This window comes from Streptomyces sp. PR69 (genome assembly GCF_026420845.1).
Taxonomy (GTDB): domain Bacteria; phylum Actinomycetota; class Actinomycetes; order Streptomycetales; family Streptomycetaceae; genus Streptomyces.
The window spans coordinates 43,118-61,202 of record NZ_JAOWCB010000017.1; the positions used below are offsets into that span (position 1 = coordinate 43,118).

Below are 18,085 nucleotides of genomic sequence, written 5' to 3' on the forward strand. Positions count from 1 at the left end.
CGTTCGTTCCCCCGTGCGAGGGAGTACGTGGGAGGGGGACGTCAGATCAGAACCGAGGTGTACGCCATGGTGGCCCCGCCGGACAACGATGTGCTCTGGGCACGCTCACTGCACTGCTCCTACAGCGGCTCGCCCGCGCTGACAGGGGTGTCGCTGGGGGTGCGGGAAGGCGAGATCCTCGCCGTGTGCGGGGCCCGCGGCAGCGGCAAGACCACACTGCTGCGCGCCCTGTCCGGCCAGCTCGTCGCCGAGCAGGGCGAGGTGTGGTTCAACAGCGCGCCCGTGCACACCATGTCCGCGGCCGCGCGGGAACGGCTGCGGCGCGACCGCTTCGGCTGGATCTCCCCCGAACCGGCCCTGGTGCCGGAGCTGACGGCCTGGGAGAACACGGCCCTGCCGCTGCTGCTGCGCGGCGTCTCGCACCGCGCCGCGAAGGCCACGGCGGCGGAGTGGCTGGAACGCCTCGACATCGGCGCGCACGCCCGCAAGCGGCCGTATGCGCTGAGCCAGGCGCAGCGGCAGCGGGTGGCGACCGCGCGGGCCCTGGCCGCCACCCCGTCCGTGCTGTTCGCCGACGAGCCGACGGCCCCACTGCACCAGGCGGACCGGGCGCATGTGCTGCGCACCATCACCGCCGCGGCCCGCTCGCACCGGATCACCGTCGTCCTCGCCACCCATGACGCGGAGGTGGCCATGCTCGCCGACCGCTCGATCACCCTGGCGGACGGACGGCGGGTGGCGGCGGCCACCGTGATCACCGAGGTGGAAGGCCGGGCCGCGTGCTCGCTCTCCGTCTAGCCCGCGGCTCCCACCCGCTGGTCCTGCTGCGCCGGCTGACCGTGGCGGCCGCCTCCGCGGGGGTCGGCTTTCTGCTGCTGTGCGCCATGGCGCACGCGCTGGCCCACCCCGGGGAGCCCTCCGCTTCGCTGCTGCGGCTGCTGTGGTGCGCCGTGCCGCTCGCCGCGACGGTGTATCTCGCCGTGGCGGTGGCGCGTACGGACCCCGGTACGCGGCCGAGGCCCGGGCTGTCCGCGATCGGGCTCGGGCCGGTCCGGCTGACCGCCATCGCCGCGACCACGACGGCCCTGTCCACGGGGCTCGGCAGCATGGCGGCGCTGCTGGTGTTCCTGCAGCTGCGCGGCGATCTGACCGCACTGCCCTTCGACGGCGCGGCGGGGCGGCTGCTGGCCGCGGGCGTGCCCCTGCCGGTGGGCGCGGCGCTGACGCTCCTCGCGGTCACGCCCGCCGTGTCGTCCGCGGCGGCGGCGCTGGCGCTGCGGCCGCGGCGGGTCAGACCAGGCGAGGAGACCGACCCCGACCGGCCCGGCGCGCCGCCGACCGCGCCCACCGGGCTGCCGTGGGGCGTGGCGCTCATCGCCGCGGGCCTCGCGGTGGAGGTCTACGCGGGCCGGGAAGCCACGGCGGCGGGCGGGGCCGCCGCTTCCGCTCCGCCGCTCGCACTGCCCGGCCACTTCGACGGCAGCCCCGCCGGAGTGCTGGCGGGCTGGGCGCTCACCGCGCTGGGCCTGGCGCTGATGGGCCCCGGCCTCACCCACCAGTGCGGGCGCATCCTGCAGGGCGTGCACCCCGGGCCGACCCGGCTGCTGGCCGGACGCCTCCTGATGGAGGACGCCCGCCGCGTCGGCCGCCCCCTGGGCGTCGTCTGCGCGGTGGCGGCGGGCGGGGTGGCGGCGTGGAACCTGTACGCGACGGGGGCGACGGGGCCGCGCCCCTTCGGCCCGCTCACCGCGCTCGGCGCGGCGCTGGTCGTCACCTGCACAACGGCGACGCTGCTCACCGCCGCGCTCGAATCCCGCACGACCCGCGGCCGCACGGCGGAGTGCCTGCGGGAGCAGGGGGCGCCGGCGGGTCTGCTCCGCAACGCGGGGGTGGTGCGGGCGGGTGTGCTGCTGGCGGTCTTCGCGCCGCTGACGTGGACGGTGGCGACGCTGGCGGCGTTTCCCCTGCTCCGCTGACATCCCCAACGCTCTTTTGAGCCCCTCCGGCGATTGAGGAGCCGGGGGTCCGGGGGCGGAGCCCCCGGGAAACGGGGGCCTGGGGGCGGAGCCCCCAGTTTCGGGAAGTGGGGGTCCCCCCACGCCCCCAGGGGGTAGGGGAACAGGCCCCCGCTCACGCACCCTCAAGCACCACGACCTCGTCCTCCGAGAAGTCCACACCCGTCTCCGCGCCCACCGCCACCGCATCCCGCAGCGCGCACTCCGCTTCCAGGAGAGGCCCGTCCGCGGCAGGCGCGCGGGGCCGGAGCAGCATGGCCATATGCGTACCGCGGAAGGTGCGGGCCTCGACCGTGCACCGCAGGCCGTCGCCGGGCGGGACGAGGCGCACTCCGGCCGGCCGGACGAGGAGCTTCCGGGCCCCCTGCGGGGAGCCGTCGGGGACCGGGATCTTGCCCCAGGGGGTGGCGGCCGCCGCGCCGGCGACCGTGGCGTCGACGATGTTGTCGAAGCCGAGGAAGCGGGCCACGAACGCGGAGGCCGGCCGCCGCCAGACCTCCAGCGGGGCGCCCGTCTGCGCGATGCGCCCGTCCCGCATGACCGCCACGCGGTCGGCGAGCGCGAACGCCTCCCCCTGGTCGTGGGTGACGGCGAGCACCGTCGTACCCAGCCGCCCGAACAGTTCCCGCAGTTCGGCGACCAGCCGCTCCCGCAGCCCGCGGTCCAGCTGCCCGAGCGGCTCGTCCAGCATCAGCAGCCGCGGTTCGGGGGCGAGCGCCCGCGCCAGGGCGACCCGCTGCTGTTCGCCGCCGGACAGGGAGGCGACGGCGCGCCGCTGCGCGCCGGGCAGTCCGACGAGATCCAGCAGTTCGGCCACCCGGCGGTCGCGTTCCCGGCGGGCGACGCCGTGCATCCGCAGGCCGAACGCGACATTCCCGGCGACATCGCGCTGCGGGAAGAGCTGATGGTCCTGGAACATCAGCCCGACGCCCCGGCGGTGCACCGGCACCCCCGACTGGTCGGCGTCGCCGAGGAGCACCCGCCCCGCGTCCGCGGGCTGGAGCCCGGCGATGGCCCGCAGCAGCGTGGACTTGCCGCTGCCGCTCGGGCCGAGGAGGCAGACGATCTCGTGCTCAGCGACCTCCAGGTCCACCGCGTCGACGACCGCGCGGCCCCCGAACCGCACGGTCACATCCTCCAGCCGCAGCAATGGCATCAGAACTCCCCTGACGTCTTGGACGAGCCGCGGACTCGTTCGAGCAGCAGCAGCGCGGCGGCGCACACCGCCATGAGAATGGTGCTCAGCGCCATCGCCTGGCCGTAGTTGAGTTCGCCGGGCCGCCCCAGCAGCCGCGCCACGGCCACCGGCAGCGTCGGCTGGTCGGGCCGGGCGATGAAGACCGTCGCCCCGAACTCGCCCAGGGAGACGGCGAAGGCGAAGCCCGCGGCGATCAGCAGGGCGCGGCGTACCAGAGGGAAGTCGACCTCGCGCCAGGCGCGCAGCGGCGACGCTCCGAGGACGGCGGCGGCCTCCCGCAGCCGTTCGTCCACCGCCCGCAGCACCGGCAGCATGATCCGTACGACGAAGGGCACGCCGACCAGCGCCTGTGCGAGCGGCACCAGAATCCAGGAAGCCCGCAGATCCAGCGGCGGCTCGTCGAGGGCGATGAGGAAGCCGAAGCCGACCGTGACGGCGGAGACGCCGAGCGGCAGCATCAGCAGCGCGTCGAAGCCGCGTACGAGCCGCCCGGCGCGCCGGGTGAGCGCGGCGGCCGCGAGTCCGCCGACGGCGACGGCTACGGCGGTCGCGGCGAGCGCGTATTCGAGGGAGTTCCACACGGCCTCGATGGGCGGTACGAGAAAGGCGCCGCCGCGTGCGTCGAGTGTGGTGAGGGCCCGGTAGTAGTGCAGGCCGTAGCCGTCGGGGCCGGCGAGGGAGCGTTCGACGAGCACGGCGAGGGGGGTCAGCAGCAGGGCGGCCACACTGGCGAGGACGCCGCCGAGGAGCGTCCACTGGCCCGCTCCGCGCGGCCTGCGCGCCGTGCGCGCCGGGTCGGTCAGCCGCAGCGCGCTCTCCCTGCGCCGTACGGTGCGGGCGTGCACGGCGAGGACGACGCCGACGGCGAGGAACTGGAGCATGGTCAGCACGGCCGCGGTGGGCAGATCGAGCAGCTGGGCGGTCTGCCGGTAGATCTCCACCTCCAGGGTGGCGAAGGCGGGCCCGCCGAGGATCTGCACGACGCCGAAGGAGCTGAAGGTGAACAGAAAGACCATCAGGGCAGCGGCCGCGACGGCGGGCGCCAGCGCGGGCAGGGTGACGCGCCGCCAGGCGGCGAACCGTCCGGCCCCGAGCACGCGCGCGGCCTCCTCCTGGCGCGGGTCGAGCTGGGCCCAGAGTCCGCCGACGGTCCGTACGACGACGGCGTAGTTGAAGAAGACATGGGCGAGGAGGATCGCCCAGACGGTGGTGTCCAGGCGTATGCCGAGGGTTTCGTCGAGCAGCCCGCCGCGGCCGAGCAGGGCGAGGAAGGCGGAGCCGACGACGACGGTGGGCAGCACGAACGGCACGGTGACCGCGGCCCGCAGCAGCTGCTTCCCGGGGAAGTCGAGCCGGGCGAAGACATACGCCCCGGGCAGGGCGATCAGCAGGGTCAGCGCGGTGGACGCGAGCGCCTGCCAGGTGGTGAACCACAGCACGTGCTGGATGTCCGAGCGGGCCAGCACTTCGCCGAAGCGCCCGAACTGCCAGTCCCCGTCGGCCTTGAGGCCGCGGGCGACGATCGCGGCCACGGGGTAGGCGAAGAAGACGGCGAAGAACGCGACGGGCCCGGCCATCAGGGCGAGCCGCGTCACGCCGCCGCGCCGCCGCGCACCGCGGGTGCGCGGCGGACCGCCTACTTCAGGACGAGCGAGGACCACGACTGGATCCACTGCTCACGGTTCTTCGCGATGTCGTCCGCGGGCACGGTCGCGGGCTTGTCCACGACCTCGCCGTGCTCGGTGAACAGCTCGGGCAGCTTCGCGTCGTCGCGTACGGGGTTGACGAACATGTTCAGCGGCATGTCCTCCTGGAAGGTCTTGGAGACCAGGAAGTCCAGCAGGGCCTTGCCGCCCGCCTCGTTCTTCGCGCCCTTGAGCAGCCCGGCGAACTCGATCTGGCGGAAGCAGGTGCCGGTGGCGACGCCGGTGGGCGCCTCGTCGGGCTGCGGCTCGGAGTAGAGGACCTCGACCGGCGGGCTGGAGGCGTAGCTGACGACGAGCGGCCGCTCCGCTCCGGCCTTCTTGCCGCCCGCGGAGCCGGAGAACTCCTCGTTGTAGGCCTGCTCCCAGCCGTCGACGACCTTGACGCCGTTGGCGTCGAGCTTCTTCCAGTAGTCCTGCCAGCCGTCTTCGCCGTATGTGCCGATCGTGCCGAGGAGGAAGCCGAGGCCGGGTGAGGAGGTGGCGGCGTTCTCGACGACGAGGAGGTTCTTGTACGCGGGCTTGGCCAGATCGTCGAAGGTCTGCGGCGGGGCGAGCTTCTTGTCGGCGAAGTACTTCTTGTCGTAGTTGACGCAGATGTCGCCCGTGTCGACAGGGGTGACGCGGTGCTGCTGATCGTCGAGCCGGACCTCTTCGCGCACCTGCGCCAGGCCCTTGGCCTCGTACGGCGTGAACAGTCCGTGGTCGAGCGCACGCGACAGCAGGGTGTTGTCGACGCCGAAGAGGACATCGCCCTGCGGGGAGCCCTTGGTGAGGATCTCCTTGTTGAGCGCCTCGCCCGCGTCTCCGCTCTTGAGCACCGTGACCGTGTAGCCGGTCTCCTTGGTGAACTGCTTCAGCACGTCCTCGGAGGCGGCGAACGACTCATGGCTGACGAGGGTCACAGTCTTGGAGCCGGAGCCGGAGCCCGTGGCGGCGTCCTTGGAGTCCTTGGCGTCCTTGGACTCTCCGCCGCAGGCGGCGAGTGCGCCGACGCCGAGGGCGGCGGCGGCCACGACGGCCGTGATCTTCTTGGTGCTCATCGGATTCCTCCTGGAGATGACCAGGAAGAGACGCGGCCCCGCCCGGCCCCGAAGCGAGCGGATCGGATGCCGGGCAGGGCGCAACAGCTTGAGTGATGACCGAACTTCCTACCCCGAATGACCGGGGCGAGGTTCAGAGGGTCTGCGACCTGACGGCGTCGCACTCTCAGCGCTGTGGCGCTCCCCTGTCGGAATGACTATGCAGATATTTCCAGTCACATTACATGGACGGTTCCGGGGGCCGGCGGCCCGGTTCAGGGTTCAGGGGTCAGCGCTCCGAGGCGGCGAGCTGGCCGCAGGCCCCGTCGATCTCCTGGCCGCGGGTGTCCCGCACGGTCACCGGCACCCCATGGGCGGCGATGGCCTCGATGAACGCCTTCTCGTCCGCGGGGCGGGAGGCCGTCCACTTGGAGCCGGGCGTGGGGTTGAGCGGGATCAGATTGACATGGACGCGCTTGCCCTTGAGCAGCCGGCCCAGCAGATCGCCCCGCCATGCCTGGTCGTTGATGTCGCGGATCAGCGCGTACTCGACGGAGATGCGGCGGCCGGACTTCTCCGCGTACTCCCATGCCGCGTCGAGGACCTCGCGGACCTTCCAGCGGGTGTTGACGGGGACGAGGGTGTCGCGCAGCTCGTCGTCGGGCGCGTGCAGCGAGACCGCCAGCCGGCACTTGAAGCCCTCGTCGGCGAACCGCAGCATCGCCGGGACCAGGCCGACGGTGGAGACGGTGATCCCGCGCTGGGAGAGGCCGAGGCCGTCCGGCTCGGGGTCGGTGAGCCGGCGGATGGCGCCCACGACCCGCTTGTAGTTGGCGAGCGGCTCCCCCATGCCCATGAAGACGATGTTCGACAGCCGGGCGGGGCCTCCGGGGACCTCGCCGTCGCGCAGGGCGCGCATGCCGTCGACGATCTGGTGGACGATCTCGGCGGTGGACAGATTGCGGTCCAGTCCCGCCTGCCCGGTGGCGCAGAAGGGGCAGTTCATCCCGCAGCCGGCCTGTGAGGAGATGCACATGGTCACCCGGTCCGGGTAGCGCATGAGCACCGACTCGACGAGCGTGCCGTCGTGCAGCCGCCACAGGGTCTTGCGGGTGGTGTCGTCGTCGCAGGAGATATGCCGTACGACGGACATCAGCTCGGGCAGCAGCTCCGAGGCGAGCTTCTCGCGCGCCGTGGCGGGAATGTCCGTCCACTGGGCGGGGTCGTGGGCGTACCGCGCGAAGTAGTGCTGTGAGAGCTGCCTGGCGCGGAACGGCTTCTCGCCGATGGCGGCGACGGCCTCCTTGCGCTCGGCGGGCGAGAGATCGGCGAGATGCCGCGGTGGCTTCTTGGCTCCGCGCGGGGCGACGAAGGTCAGTTCGCCGGGAACAGGGCGTGCCACGTCGGGAAACTCCTCATGACGACGAGGTCCGGCCCCGCTGTCGCGGGGACAACGGCAACACCGTGCCGAAGCCGGGAGACCTCACGGGACCGCCCCCGCGTCGGCGGGGACCGATGGGAAGGGGCTGATGGAAAGGGCCCGCGGTACGTCGCGCCACGGGCTCTTCCAGCGTACCTGCTCGGGTCAGCTCGCCCCGACGAAGATCACCATCAGCAGCCACACCACCGGAGCCGTGGGCAGCAGCGAGTCGAGGCGGTCCATGATGCCGCCGTGGCCGGGAAGCAGGGTGCCCATGTCCTTGATGCCCAGATCACGCTTGATCATGGACTCGCCGAGGTCGCCCAGCGTGGCGCTGACGGCGACCGCGAGGCCCAGCAGCAGACCCTGCCACCAGGTGCCGCCGTCGATGAGGAACTGCATGCACAGCGCGCCCGCCGCCATGGCGAACGCCACCGCCCCGGCCAGACCCTCACGGGTCTTTCCGGGGCTGATGCGCGGGGCCAGCTTGTGCTTGCCGAAGCGCCAGCCGACCGCGTACGCCCCGGTGTCGCTGACGACGGTGAGCAGCAGGAAGGTGAGCACCCGCTGGGGCCCGTCCCCGGCGGTGAGCATCATGGCGACGAACGTCGCCAGGAAGGGGACGTAGAACGCGGCGAAGAGGCCCGCGGTGACGTCCCTGAGATAGCCCTCGGGCGGTTCGGTCATCCGCCAGACCAGCACCGCAAGACCGGTCAGCGCCATGGCCACCCAGGCGCCTTCGGCGCCGCGCGCATAGCCGGCCACCACCATGGCCGCGCCGCCCACGGCCAGCGGCACCAGCGGGGCCTTGATCTGCTTGCGCTCCTGGAGGCGGGAGGTCAGCTCCCACAGGCCGACGACGACGGCGACCGCTATCACGCCGACGAAGACGGCCTTGACGACGAAGAGCGAGGCGATGATGACCGCGCCGAGCCCGATCCCGACCCCTATGGCGGCCCGCAGGTCACGGCCTGCCCGCTTCTTCGGCTGCGGGGTGGGCGCGGTCTGCGGCGCGGTGGGCATGGGCTCCTGCGGCATCTCGTCACGGAACAGGGGGCCGCTCAGCCGAGCGGCCCCCCGGTCGCGGTCTTCCTGATCACTGCGGCCGTCGCCGCGGCTGCCTCGGTTCTCGTGGTCGCTGCCTGCGTCGTCTCTACCTGCGTCGGGGAAGTCCGGCACGATGGGCATGGGCCGAGTCTGCGGCGCGGCGCGCTCATCGTATGCGGGACCCGCCGGGGCATGCCCCTGGTCGGACGGCGGCCACTGACCTGCGTATCCGGCGTGCTGCCGGTGCTGCGGGGCGGCCCCCCGGGAAGAGTCGTTCATCAGACCTCGAGCAGCTCGGCTTCCTTGTGCTTGAGCAGCTCATCCACCTGCGCCACATGCTTCGCGGTGGTGTCGTCGAGCTCCTTCTCCGCGCGGCGTCCCTCGTCCTCGCCGACCTCGCCGTCCTTGATCAGCTTGTCGATGGCCTCCTTGGCCTTGCGGCGGACCGAACGGATCGAGATCTTGGCGTCCTCGCCCTTGCCCTTGGCGACCTTGATGTACTCGCGGCGGCGCTCCTCGGTGAGCTCCGGGAACACCACGCGGATGACATTGCCGTCATTGGTGGGGTTGACGCCCAGATCGGAGTCGCGGATGGCCTGCTCGATATTGCGCAGCGCGCTCTTGTCGAAAGGCGTCACCACGGCCATGCGGGCCTCGGGGACCGCGAACGAGGCGAGCTGGTTGATCGGCGTCGCGGCACCGTAGTAGTCCGCCACGATCTTGTTGAACATGGCGGGGTGGGCACGTCCCGTACGGATCGCGGCGAAGTCCTCCTTGGCGACCAGGACGGCCTTTTCCATCTTCTCCTCGGCCTCGAGGAGGGTCTCTTCGATCACCACTTGCTCCTGCGTGTCTAGAGTTGGCCCGGCATCCAGCGGGGGCCGGCGGAACCTGTGTCGCGTCTACCCCTGCACGGTGTCCGACCGGCGGGGCGTTGTCCATCCCTCGATCAGGCCCGGGTGCCCTGGTCGCTCACGAGTGTGCCGATCTTCTCACCCTTGACGGCCCGGGCGATATTGCCCGTCGTCAGCAGCTCGAAGACGAGAATCGGGAGGTTGTTGTCGCGGCAGAGCGTGACGGCGGTGGCGTCGGCGACCTTGAGGTTGCGGGAGATCACCTCGCCGTACTCCAGCGCGTCGAACTTCACCGCGTCGGGGTTGGTCTTGGGGTCGGAGTCATAGACCCCGTCCACGCCGTTCTTGCCCATCAGCAGGGCCTCGGCGTCGATCTCCAGGGCACGCTGGGCCGCGGTGGTGTCCGTGGAGAAGTAGGGCATGCCCATGCCCGCGCCGAAGATGACGACCCGGCCCTTCTCCAGGTGGCGCACCGCGCGCAGCGGGATGTACGGCTCCGCGACCTGCCCCATGGTGATGGCGGTCTGGACGCGCGAGTCGATGCCCTCCTTCTCCAGGAAGTCCTGGAGGGCGAGGCAGTTCATCACCGTGCCGAGCATGCCCATGTAGTCGGAGCGCGCCCGGTCCATGCCGCGCTGCTGGAGCTCCGCGCCGCGGAAGAAGTTGCCGCCGCCGATGACGACCGCGATCTGCGCGCCGTCCCGGACCACCGCGGCGATCTCGCGCGCCATGGTGTGTACGACGTCGGGGTCGACGCCGAGCCCCGTGCCGCCGGAGAACGCTTCTCCGGAGAGCTTCAGCAGAAAGCGTCCGGCCTTCTTGCCGTCGCCGCCGTTGCTCTCGCCGTTGTTCTCGCGTTTGCCGCCGGCTGCCTGGGTGGCGTCCGCGCCCTTGTTCATGGAGATCTCCTCGTGCACATACGAAGAAGGCCACTGCCTTGGGGTGCTGGTGTCCCTGTCGGCAATGGCCTCCTCGTCAGATCTGCGGTCGTGCGGCGCGTACCCGGCCGATGACTGCGTTAGGAAACCCTAGCGGTCTCCTGTGTCGATCGCTTACGGGCTCAGGCGCCGACGCGGATGCGCGCGAAGCGCTTCAGCGAGACACCGGCCTCGTCCAGGACCTTCTGGACGGTCTTCTTGTTGTCCTTGGCGAACGGCTGGTCGAGGAGGGTGACCTCCTTGAAGAAGCCGTTGACGCGACCCTCGACGATCTTCGGGAGGGCGGCCTCGGGCTTGCCCTCGTTGCGCGAGGTCTCCTCGGCGACGCGGCGCTCGGCCTCGACGACCTCGGCCGGGACGTCCTCGCGGCGGAGGTACTTCGGGGCGAAGGCGGCGATGTGCTGCGCGACGTCCTTGGCGACCTCTGCATTCTCCTTGTCCAGCTCGACCAGCACGCCGACCTGCGGCGGGAGGTCGGGCATGGTGCGGTGCATGTACGCGGCGACATAGCCGTCGGCGAACTGCGCGAAGCGGTCGAGGACGATCTTCTCGCCGAGGTTGGCGTTGGCCTCGTCGACGTACGCCTGGACGGTCTTGCCGGCCTCGATCTCGGAGGCGAGCAGCGCCTCGATGTCGGCCGGGGAGGTGGCGGCGACGTGCTTGGCGAGCGCGTCGGCCACGGCGAGGAACTTCTCGCCCTTGGCGACGAAGTCCGTCTCGCACTTCAGCTCCAGCAGCACGCCGGAGGACTTGTCGTCGGCGATGAGGGAGACGACCGCGCCGTTCTCGGCGGAGCGGCCCTCACGCTTGGCGACGCCCTTCTGGCCCTTGACGCGGAGCAGCTCAACGGCCTTGTCGACGTTGCCCTCGGCCTCGTCCAGCGCCTTCTTGCAGTCCATCATGCCGGCGCCGGTGAGCTCGCGAAGCTTCTTGACGTCGGCGGCGGTGTAGTTCGCCATGTCCTTGAATCTCTCTCGAAGTCGAAAGTCGAAGATCTACGGGTGAGCGGCGGGGGCGGCGCTCATGGTGCGCCGTCCCCCGCCGTCAGGAACCGAACCGTTGAGGTCAGGCCTGCTCGGCGTCCGCGGCAGGCTTCTCGGCCTCGGCGGGCTTGGCCTCCTCGTCGGCCTTCTTCTCGCCCTCGTCGGCCTTCTTCTCGCCCTCGAGCAGGTCACGCTCCCACTCGGCCAGCGGCTCGCCCGCGGCCTTGTCGCCCGGCTTCTGGTCGCCGGTCGCGGCGCCGGAGCGGGCGATGAGGCCCTCGGCGACGGCGTCGGCGATCACGCGGGTGAGCAGAGTGACGGAGCGGATCGCGTCGTCGTTGCCCGGGATCTTGTAGTCGACCTCGTCGGGGTCGCAGTTGGTGTCGAGGATCGCGACGACCGGGATGTTGAGCTTGCGAGCCTCGCCGACGGCGATGTGCTCCTTCTTGGTGTCGACGATCCAGACGGCGCTGGGCACCTTCTGCATCTCGCGGATGCCGCCGAGGGTCTTCTCCAGCTTGGCCTTCTCACGGGAGAGGACCAGCAGCTCCTTCTTGGTGAGGCCGGAGGCGGCCACGTCCTCGAAGTCGATCTGCTCAAGCTCCTTCAGACGCTGAAGGCGCTTGTAGACGGTGGAGAAGTTGGTGAGCATGCCGCCCAGCCAGCGCTGGTTGACGTACGGCATGCCGACGCGGGTCGCCTGCTCGGCGATGGCCTCCTGCGCCTGCTTCTTGGTGCCGACGAACATGATGGAGCCGCCGTGCGCGACGGTCTCCTTGACGAACTCATAGGCGCGGTCGATGTACGACAGCGACTGGAGCAGGTCGATGATGTAGATGCCGTTGCGCTCGGTGAAGATGAAGCGCTTCATCTTCGGGTTCCAGCGACGGGTCTGGTGACCGAAGTGGACGCCGCTCTCCAGCAGCTCCCGCATCGTGACGACGGCCATGGCCGTATCTCCTTGGATTTCTCGGTTGTGTCCTGACGCCCCGACGCGCCGTGCCACAGGGGACCGAGAGGCGCGGCCACTGACCGATGAGGGTCCGGTGGCGGGGCGTGCGAAGTCGACCCGGTGACCCGGATCGCCAGAAGAAGTGTACGGGACGGGGGCGGTCGCAGGTGACGCGCCGGGGTGACGGCGTTGTCCACAACCGGGGAGTAGTCCACAGGCCGGGCCCATGATCCGCGAGGCGCCCGGCGTCTCGGGCACGCTCCCGCCATGACCGCTCTTGTCCTCACCCTCGCCCTGCTGCTGCCCACCGCCCTCCCCCGGCAGGCCGTCTGGCCGCTCGGCCCGCCTCGCCCCGAGGTCGTACGGGGCTGGGAACCGCCGCTTTTCCCGTACGGGCCGGGGCACCGGGGCGTGGATCTGGCGGGCCGCGCCGGGGCGGAGGTCCGCGCGGCGGCCGCGGGGCGGGTGCTGTTCGCGGGGCAGGTGGCGGGGCGGGGTGTGCTGGTGATCGCGCTCGCCGGGACGGGCGCGCCGCCGTTGCGGACGACGTATGAGCCTGTGCGGCCCATGGTGCGCGCCGGCGACCCGGTCCGCCCGGGCCAGACCGTGGCCACCCTCGCCGCCGGGCCCTCGCACTGCGCGGGGCCGTGCCTCCACTGGGGCCTGCTGCGCGCGGACGCCTACCTCAACCCGCTGCTGCTGCTCCCGCGCGCGCCGTCCCGCCTGCTCCCGCTGTCGGGCACCCGCTCGCGGTAGGCCGCCCCATGCCCTCCACAGGGGGTCCGGGGCGAAGCCGCACAGCAGTGCAGCCCCGCGCCCCTACGGGGCGCGCCCGAACCGCGCTGCACTTCGCCGAAGCTTCTCAGACGCGCGGGGTCACGCCGCGCAGCGCCAGGGAGACCGCCGCGTCGGCGATCTTGGCGGGGTCCTCCGCCGCGCCGAGTTCGGTACGGCGGACCGCCGCGTCCACCACGCCCTGGAGGAGCACCGCCGCAAGGCGGGGCTGCTCATGCCCCAGCTCCGCGAGCGCCTCGACGATCATCGCGACCAGGCCGCCGTGCGCGGCACGGATCTTCTCCCGCGCCCCCGCGTCCAGCTCACTCGCCGAGATCGCGACCACGGCACGGTGCCGCCGGTCCCCGACCAGCTCAAGCTGCTGCCGCACATACGCCTCGATCTTGTCCTCGGGGGTCGCAGCCCGCTCCATCGCGGCCTCGACCTCCGCGGCCCACACGGGGAAGTCGACCGCGCACAGCTCCTCGACGACGGCGGCCCGCGAGCGGAAGTACTCGTACACGGAGGACCGGGCCAGACCGGTGCGTTCGGCGAGGGCGGGGAATGTCAGCGCCTCAGTGCCGCCCTCCGACAGCAGGGAACGCGCGGCGTCCAGCAGGGCGTCGCGCTGCATCGTCCGGTGCTCGGCCACGGAGGCCGCTCGAATCCTGGGCACCCCACCACTGTACGGATCCGGCCGCCCCGTTCCAGCGACAGCGCCCCCTCAGCGTCCGACGTCGGCCAGCTTCGCCCGCAGCTGGAGCACCGACTTTGTGTGGATCTGGCTGACCCTGCTCTCCGTGACCCCCAGCACATTGCCGATCTCCGCGAGGGTGAGGCCCTCGTAGTAGTAGAGGGTGACGACGGTCTTCTCCCGCTCGGGCAGGGTGTTGACGGCCTTGGCCAGCAACCGCCGCAGCTCCCGGTCCTCCGCGACCTCGACGGGGTTGTCCGCCGCGGTGTCCTCCAGGGTGTCCATCACGCTGAGCCCGTCGCCGCCCTCGCCGCCCACATGCAGCAGCTCCTCCAGGGCCACCACATTGGCCAGGGACAACTGGCTGAAAACCGCGTGCAGTTCGTCCACCGCGATGCCCATCTCCGAGGCCACCTCGGCCTCGGTGGGAGTGCGCCTCAGCTGGGCCTCGAGCGTCGCATACGCCCGCTCCACGGCCCGGGCCTTCTGCCGCACGGAGCGCGGAATCCAGTCCAGCGCGCGCAGCTCGTCGATCATGGCCCCGCGGATCCGGGTGATGGCGTAGGTCTCGAACTTGATCGACCGGTCGAGATCGAACTTCTCAATGGCGTCGATGAGCCCGAAGACTCCGGAGGAGACGAAGTCCGCCTGCTCGACATTGGACGGCAACCCCACGCTCACCCGGCCCGCGACATACTTCACCAGAGGCGAGTAGTGCAGGATCAGCTGCTCCCGCAGGCGCTCGTCGCCCGTGGCCTTGTACGACCGCCACAGCTCGTCGAGCGACGAGGGAGCGGAGGGCCGCACGGCGCCACGGGCAGCGGGGGGCGCTGCCGCGCGGTCAGACCCGGAGGTGTGCTGGGGCATGCGTTGCCTTGAGCCGTTCTGCTGTGACGCGGGATGGGGCGGGCGTCGTCTGTGAGGGAATTCCGGTGAGCGTAGCGTGACTGACACGTCGCGGTGGGCGATCCTCGGGGGAGTGAACCTGTGCGGGTACAGCCCGTCGGCCACACCTTCGAACCAGGGCCGACGCCAGACGCGCCGGCCCCTCGGATGCTGACGACGGGGCTGCAGAGGTCATCGGCCTCACCCTGTCACCCGAATGCGTCAGGTCAAGCACCGCCTCGCCACACGTTCGGGCCGTGGCTCGCACACCGCGTCAACTGCCAGCGGTCACCCACCCTTTCGACGAACCCCAGGGAGTGCAGTTCATACAGCCTGCCGCCGGTCTCGTCCGGGGTCAGCCCCACGGCGCGCGCCAGGCCCTCGGGGTCCGCCGTGCCGCGGGCCGGAAACGCCGCGAGCAGCCGCGCGCTGAGCGGGTCGAGCAGATCCCTGGGCAGCACAGGCCCTCGGCGCTCCGGGGCGAGGTCGCCCATCTCGCCGATGAGCTCGACGACTTCGTCGGCGTCCGTGACCAGCGTGCCCTCACCGCGCAGCAGTTCATGCACCCCGGCCGAGAGTCCGCTGGTGACGGGTCCCGGGACGCCCATCGTGTGGCGGCCCAGCCGCTGCGCGGCCCGTGCGGTGACCAGCGAGCCGCTGCGGTACTCGGCTTCGACGACGACCGTGCCGCGGGTGAGCGCCGCGATCACACGGTTCCTGAGGATGAATCTGCTGGGCGTGGGATGGTCGCCTGGCGGCAACTCCCCGATGACCAGGCCCTGTTCCGCGACACGCCGGATCAGCTGCGCATGGCCGCGCGGATAGACCACGTCGACCCCGCAGGCGAGCACGGCGACGGTCGCCCCGCCCGCGGCCAGCGCGCCTCTGTGCGCCGCGCCGTCGATCCCGAAGGCCGCCCCGGAGACCACGACCCAGCCGCGCTCGGCGAGTCCCGAGCCGAGGGAGGCTGCCAGATGCGCGCCGTAGGGCGTGCAGGCCCGGGCGCCGACGACGGCGACCGAGCACAGCGCCCATTTCCGCAGATCCGGGCGGCCCCGCACCCATAGTCCGAGGGGTCTGGCGTCACCGAGGTCGTCGAGCTGGGTGGGCCACTCGGCGTCGCCCGGGACGATGAACCGGCCGTCGGCCGCGGCGGCGGCCGCGAGGTCGCGTTCGGGATCGGCCGCGGCTGCCCGTATGCGGTAGCCGGCCAGCCGTCTCGGGGTGGCCCCGGGCAGCGCGTCCGGTTCGTCCGGCGGCGCGGTGAGGCGCTCCAGCAGCCCGCGCGCCCCGAACTCCCGCAGCCAGCGGCCCCCGCGTTCGTCGCCGGGCTCGATGACCCGGGTGAGCGCCGCCCGTGCCAGCCGCTCTCCGTCGGCGGCCGCCCGCGGGGCCTGCCCTGTATGCCCGGAGCCCGTGGAGCCGTCTGGGGCCACGCCCCTGCTCCCCGGCTCTGCCTCCGGCAAGGGCTTCGCGCCGCCCCTGGAACCGTACGCGGTGACGGCGCCCGGCGCGCTCCCGCTGCGCGCTGCCGCCGCCCCGTCCGCGGGCTCGCCGGGCGGCCCCTCAGCGTGATCGGCCGGCTCGTCGTCGAGCGCCCCCTCGCCCCGCCTCATACGACGCCTCCCGCGGCGGCCATCGGCGCGCCCCGCGCGACGCCGGTGCGCAGTTCCAGGGCGAGGTCGATGTCATGGGACTGCGGGCGGTCCCGTCCGGCGAGGTCGGCGATGGTCCAGGCGACGCGGACGACGCGGTCGAGCCCGCGGGCGGTGAGCAGACCGCGCTCCATGTCCCGCTCGGCGGCGGCGAGGGCGCCGGGGGCGAGGGTCCATCGGGTGCGCAGCTCATGGCCGGGCACTTCGCTGTTGACGCTCCAGGGCGTGCCGCTCAGCCGGGCGGCGGCGCGTTCGCGTGCTGCCAGCACACGGGCCGCGACCCGCTCGGTGGGCTCCCCGCGGCCGCCCTGGCCCATGAGGTCGCCGCGGTCGACGGGCTCCACCTCGACGCGCAGGTCGACGCGGTCGAGCAGTGGCCCGGAGAGCCGTGCCTGATAGCGGCGGATGACGGCGGGCGGGCACTCACAGCCCGCGCCATGGAGGGTGTGCCGGCCGCATGGGCAGGGATTCGCGGCGAGCACCATCAGAAAGCGCGCCGGCAGCCGCACCACTCCCCCGCTGCGGGCGACCACCACATGCCCGGATTCCAGGGGCTGCCGCAGCGCATCGAGGGCTTTTGTGGAGAATTCAGGGGTTTCATCCAGGAAGAGCACTCCTCTGTGCGCCAGGGAGACCGCACCCGGTCTGGGCAGGCCGTTGCCGCCGCCGACCAGGGAAGGCATGGTCGCCGAGTGGTGCGGGGCGCAGTAGGGCGGCGTGCGCACCAGGGGTTCGCCGGGCGGCAGGATGCCCGCGACGGAGTGGACGGCGGTGACTTCGAGCGACTCGCGGCGGGTCAGCGGCGGCAGCGCTCCGGGGAGGCGCTCGGCGAGCATGGTCTTTCCCGCGCCGGGCGGGCCGTAGAGCAGCAGATGGTGGCGGCCCGCGGCGGCCACCTCCAGAGCCGTGCGGGCGGCGCGCTGCCCTGCGACATCGGCCAGGTCGGGGCCGTCGCCGGACGGGGCGGAGATCCCGGCGCCCACGCCCGCACCCGGCACCATCAGACCGGCGAGCATGGAGTCGGGGCGGCCGGGCGGCTCGGCTTCCTCGTGGGGCACGGGCTCCTTGGTCAGGATGGCGATGAGCTGTCGCAGGCTGCGCACACCGAGGACGGACACGCCGGGGACGAGCGACGCCTCGCCGGCGGTCTGCTCGGGGACGACCACCTGGCGGTAGCCGGCTTCCGCGGCCGCGAGGACGGCGGGCAGCACCCCGCGCACGGGGCGGACGCGGCCGTCGAGGCCCAGTTCGCCGATGAGCACCAGATCGGCGATGTCCTCGGGGGCGATGCGCTCGGCCGCTCCCAGGGTGGCCACCGCGACGGCCAGGTCGAAACCGCTGCCCGCCTTGGGCACGGAGGCGGGGCTGAGGCCCACGGTGAGCTTCTTCTGCGGCCACTCCGCGCCGGAGTTGACCACGGCCGCCCGCACCCGGTCCCGGCTCTCGACGAGGCTCTTGTCCGGCAGCCCCACCAGGGTGAAGGCGGCGACGCCGGGCTCAAGGTCGGCCTGCACCTCCACGACCACGCCCTCGACGCCAACCAGCGCCACGGAACACGCACGCGCGAATCCCATCAGGCCACCCCCCGCGCATGCTGCACCACGGGCCCGCCCTGCCGGGGCAGCAGCACACCCACGAGGTCGATGCGCACCCCGCCCGGCGGCGGGCCGCCGTGCCGCTGCAGCCAGCATTCGGCCAGCCGTCTGAGCCGGGCGGCCTTCCGTGGGGTGATCGCGGCCATCGGGTGTTCGAAGGCGGCCGCCCTGCGGGTCTTGACCTCGCAGACGACCAGCGCATCCCCGTCGCGCGCCACGATGTCGATCTCGCCGGACCGGCCGCATCGCCAGTTCCTCGCCAGCACCGCCATGCCGGAGCATGCCAGCAGCCGCGCCGCCAGCTCCTCGCCGTACCGTCCCAGTGCCCCCGTCGCGTTCATCTCGGCACC

Annotated in this window: 17 protein-coding genes and 1 riboswitch; of the genes, 3 read left to right on the plus strand and 14 right to left on the minus strand. The window is 72.3% G+C overall.

Going from position 1 to position 18,085, the window contains the following annotated elements; translation table 11 throughout:
- Positions 1 to 66: 66 nt before the first annotated feature.
- Together OF819_RS17960 and OF819_RS17965 are read left to right on the plus strand one after the other, a co-directional pair.
- The gene (locus tag OF819_RS17960) at positions 67 to 798 is read left to right on the plus strand and encodes an ABC transporter ATP-binding protein (protein WP_267244585.1); all 732 of its coding nucleotides are present in this window, start codon (positions 67 to 69) and stop codon (positions 796 to 798) included.
- Positions 780 to 1,976 carry a hypothetical protein gene (locus OF819_RS17965; RefSeq protein WP_267244586.1) on the plus strand — a complete coding sequence of 399 codons (1,197 nt, stop codon included), beginning with the start codon at positions 780 to 782 and terminating at the stop codon, positions 1,974 to 1,976. Before OF819_RS17960 ends, OF819_RS17965 begins: the two co-directional genes overlap by 19 nt.
- A 154-nt stretch (positions 1,977 to 2,130) precedes the next feature.
- Here OF819_RS17965 and OF819_RS17970 read toward each other — a convergent pair whose 3' ends face one another.
- The 9 genes from OF819_RS17970 to rpsB form a co-directional block, all read right to left on the minus strand.
- Positions 2,131 to 3,171: an ABC transporter ATP-binding protein gene (locus tag OF819_RS17970; protein ID WP_267244587.1), complete on the minus strand. Its 1,041-nt coding sequence runs from the start codon at positions 3,169 to 3,171 to the stop codon at positions 2,131 to 2,133.
- On the minus strand, positions 3,171 to 4,874 hold the full coding sequence (locus OF819_RS17975; RefSeq protein WP_416370564.1) for an ABC transporter permease: 1,704 nt from the start codon (positions 4,872 to 4,874) through the stop codon (positions 3,171 to 3,173). Before OF819_RS17975 ends, OF819_RS17970 begins: the two co-directional genes overlap by 1 nt.
- Positions 4,850 to 5,959 (minus strand): thiamine ABC transporter substrate-binding protein, encoded by a 1,110-nt coding sequence (locus OF819_RS17980; RefSeq protein WP_267244588.1) that lies wholly within the window; start codon positions 5,957 to 5,959, stop codon positions 4,850 to 4,852. Before OF819_RS17980 ends, OF819_RS17975 begins: the two co-directional genes overlap by 25 nt.
- Before the next feature lie 87 nt (positions 5,960 to 6,046).
- Positions 6,047 to 6,156: riboswitch (TPP riboswitch) on the minus strand.
- A 71-nt stretch (positions 6,157 to 6,227) separates the two neighbouring features.
- Positions 6,228 to 7,340 carry a 23S rRNA (adenine(2503)-C(2))-methyltransferase RlmN gene (gene rlmN / locus OF819_RS17985; protein WP_267244589.1) on the minus strand — a complete coding sequence of 371 codons (1,113 nt, stop codon included), beginning with the start codon at positions 7,338 to 7,340 and terminating at the stop codon, positions 6,228 to 6,230.
- A 183-nt stretch (positions 7,341 to 7,523) separates the two neighbouring features.
- The gene (locus OF819_RS17990; RefSeq protein ID WP_267244590.1) at positions 7,524 to 8,684 is read right to left on the minus strand and encodes a phosphatidate cytidylyltransferase; all 1,161 of its coding nucleotides are present in this window, start codon (positions 8,682 to 8,684) and stop codon (positions 7,524 to 7,526) included.
- Positions 8,684 to 9,241 (minus strand): ribosome recycling factor, encoded by a 558-nt coding sequence (gene frr / locus OF819_RS17995; RefSeq protein ID WP_267244591.1) that lies wholly within the window; start codon positions 9,239 to 9,241, stop codon positions 8,684 to 8,686. The genes OF819_RS17990 and frr overlap by 1 nt, the downstream gene beginning before the upstream one ends.
- Positions 9,242 to 9,354: 113 nt before the next feature.
- Positions 9,355 to 10,158, minus strand: a complete 804-nt coding sequence (gene pyrH / locus OF819_RS18000) for a UMP kinase (protein ID WP_267244592.1) — start codon at positions 10,156 to 10,158, stop codon at positions 9,355 to 9,357.
- 161 nt (positions 10,159 to 10,319) lie between these two features.
- Positions 10,320 to 11,156 carry a translation elongation factor Ts gene (gene tsf, locus OF819_RS18005; protein ID WP_267244593.1) on the minus strand — a complete coding sequence of 279 codons (837 nt, stop codon included), beginning with the start codon at positions 11,154 to 11,156 and terminating at the stop codon, positions 10,320 to 10,322.
- 106 nt (positions 11,157 to 11,262) lie between these two features.
- Complete coding sequence (gene rpsB / locus OF819_RS18010; RefSeq protein ID WP_267244594.1) at positions 11,263 to 12,129, minus strand: 30S ribosomal protein S2; 867 nt, start codon at positions 12,127 to 12,129, stop codon at positions 11,263 to 11,265.
- Positions 12,130 to 12,399: 270 nt separating this feature from the next.
- On the opposite strand from rpsB, the gene OF819_RS18015 reads away from it, so the two are divergent.
- Complete coding sequence (locus OF819_RS18015; RefSeq protein WP_267244595.1) at positions 12,400 to 12,888, plus strand: M23 family metallopeptidase; 489 nt, start codon at positions 12,400 to 12,402, stop codon at positions 12,886 to 12,888.
- Between the two features lie 106 nt (positions 12,889 to 12,994).
- On the opposite strand, the gene OF819_RS18020 is transcribed toward OF819_RS18015, so the two are convergent.
- The 5 genes from OF819_RS18020 to OF819_RS18040 all read right to left on the minus strand — a co-directional run bounded on the left by OF819_RS18020 (position 12,995) and on the right by OF819_RS18040 (position 18,076).
- Entirely contained in the window at positions 12,995 to 13,558 is a 564-nt protein-coding gene (locus OF819_RS18020; protein ID WP_267244650.1) for a TetR/AcrR family transcriptional regulator, read from the minus strand.
- Positions 13,559 to 13,630: 72 nt separating this feature from the next.
- Positions 13,631 to 14,467 carry an RNA polymerase sigma factor WhiG gene (whiG, locus tag OF819_RS18025; RefSeq protein WP_267244596.1) on the minus strand — a complete coding sequence of 279 codons (837 nt, stop codon included), beginning with the start codon at positions 14,465 to 14,467 and terminating at the stop codon, positions 13,631 to 13,633.
- Positions 14,468 to 14,712: 245 nt separating this feature from the next.
- Positions 14,713 to 16,101: a DNA-processing protein DprA gene (gene dprA, locus OF819_RS18030; RefSeq protein WP_267244597.1), complete on the minus strand. Its 1,389-nt coding sequence runs from the start codon at positions 16,099 to 16,101 to the stop codon at positions 14,713 to 14,715.
- Positions 16,098 to 17,714 carry a YifB family Mg chelatase-like AAA ATPase gene (locus OF819_RS18035; RefSeq protein ID WP_267244598.1) on the minus strand — a complete coding sequence of 539 codons (1,617 nt, stop codon included), beginning with the start codon at positions 17,712 to 17,714 and terminating at the stop codon, positions 16,098 to 16,100. Before OF819_RS18035 ends, dprA begins: the two co-directional genes overlap by 4 nt.
- Positions 17,714 to 18,076, minus strand: a complete 363-nt coding sequence (locus tag OF819_RS18040; protein ID WP_267244599.1) for a YraN family protein — start codon at positions 18,074 to 18,076, stop codon at positions 17,714 to 17,716. Before OF819_RS18040 ends, OF819_RS18035 begins: the two co-directional genes overlap by 1 nt.
- Positions 18,077 to 18,085: the final 9 nt, after the last annotated feature.

What these genes read in the sequence shown, in the direction of transcription:
- pyrH (WP_267244592.1), bottom strand. Translation starts at nt 10,158, where the DNA reads ATGAACAAGGGCGCGGACGCCACCCAGGCAGCCGGCGGCAAACGCGAG.
- tsf (WP_267244593.1), bottom strand. Translation starts at nt 11,156, where the DNA reads ATGGCGAACTACACCGCCGCCGACGTCAAGAAGCTTCGCGAGCTCACC.
- OF819_RS18040 (WP_267244599.1), bottom strand. Translation starts at nt 18,076, where the DNA reads ATGAACGCGACGGGGGCACTGGGACGGTACGGCGAGGAGCTGGCGGCG.
- whiG (WP_267244596.1), bottom strand. Translation starts at nt 14,467, where the DNA reads ATGCCCCAGCACACCTCCGGGTCTGACCGCGCGGCAGCGCCCCCCGCT.
- OF819_RS17970 (WP_267244587.1), bottom strand. Translation starts at nt 3,171, where the DNA reads ATGCCATTGCTGCGGCTGGAGGATGTGACCGTGCGGTTCGGGGGCCGC.
- OF819_RS17990 (WP_267244590.1), bottom strand. Translation starts at nt 8,684, where the DNA reads ATGAACGACTCTTCCCGGGGGGCCGCCCCGCAGCACCGGCAGCACGCC.
- rpsB (WP_267244594.1), bottom strand. Translation starts at nt 12,129, where the DNA reads ATGGCCGTCGTCACGATGCGGGAGCTGCTGGAGAGCGGCGTCCACTTC.
- OF819_RS18035 (WP_267244598.1), bottom strand. Translation starts at nt 17,714, where the DNA reads ATGGGATTCGCGCGTGCGTGTTCCGTGGCGCTGGTTGGCGTCGAGGGC.
- OF819_RS18015 (WP_267244595.1), top strand. Translation starts at nt 12,400, where the DNA reads ATGACCGCTCTTGTCCTCACCCTCGCCCTGCTGCTGCCCACCGCCCTC.
- OF819_RS17960 (WP_267244585.1), top strand. Translation starts at nt 67, where the DNA reads ATGGTGGCCCCGCCGGACAACGATGTGCTCTGGGCACGCTCACTGCAC.
- OF819_RS17980 (WP_267244588.1), bottom strand. Translation starts at nt 5,959, where the DNA reads ATGAGCACCAAGAAGATCACGGCCGTCGTGGCCGCCGCCGCCCTCGGC.
- dprA (WP_267244597.1), bottom strand. Translation starts at nt 16,101, where the DNA reads ATGAGGCGGGGCGAGGGGGCGCTCGACGACGAGCCGGCCGATCACGCT.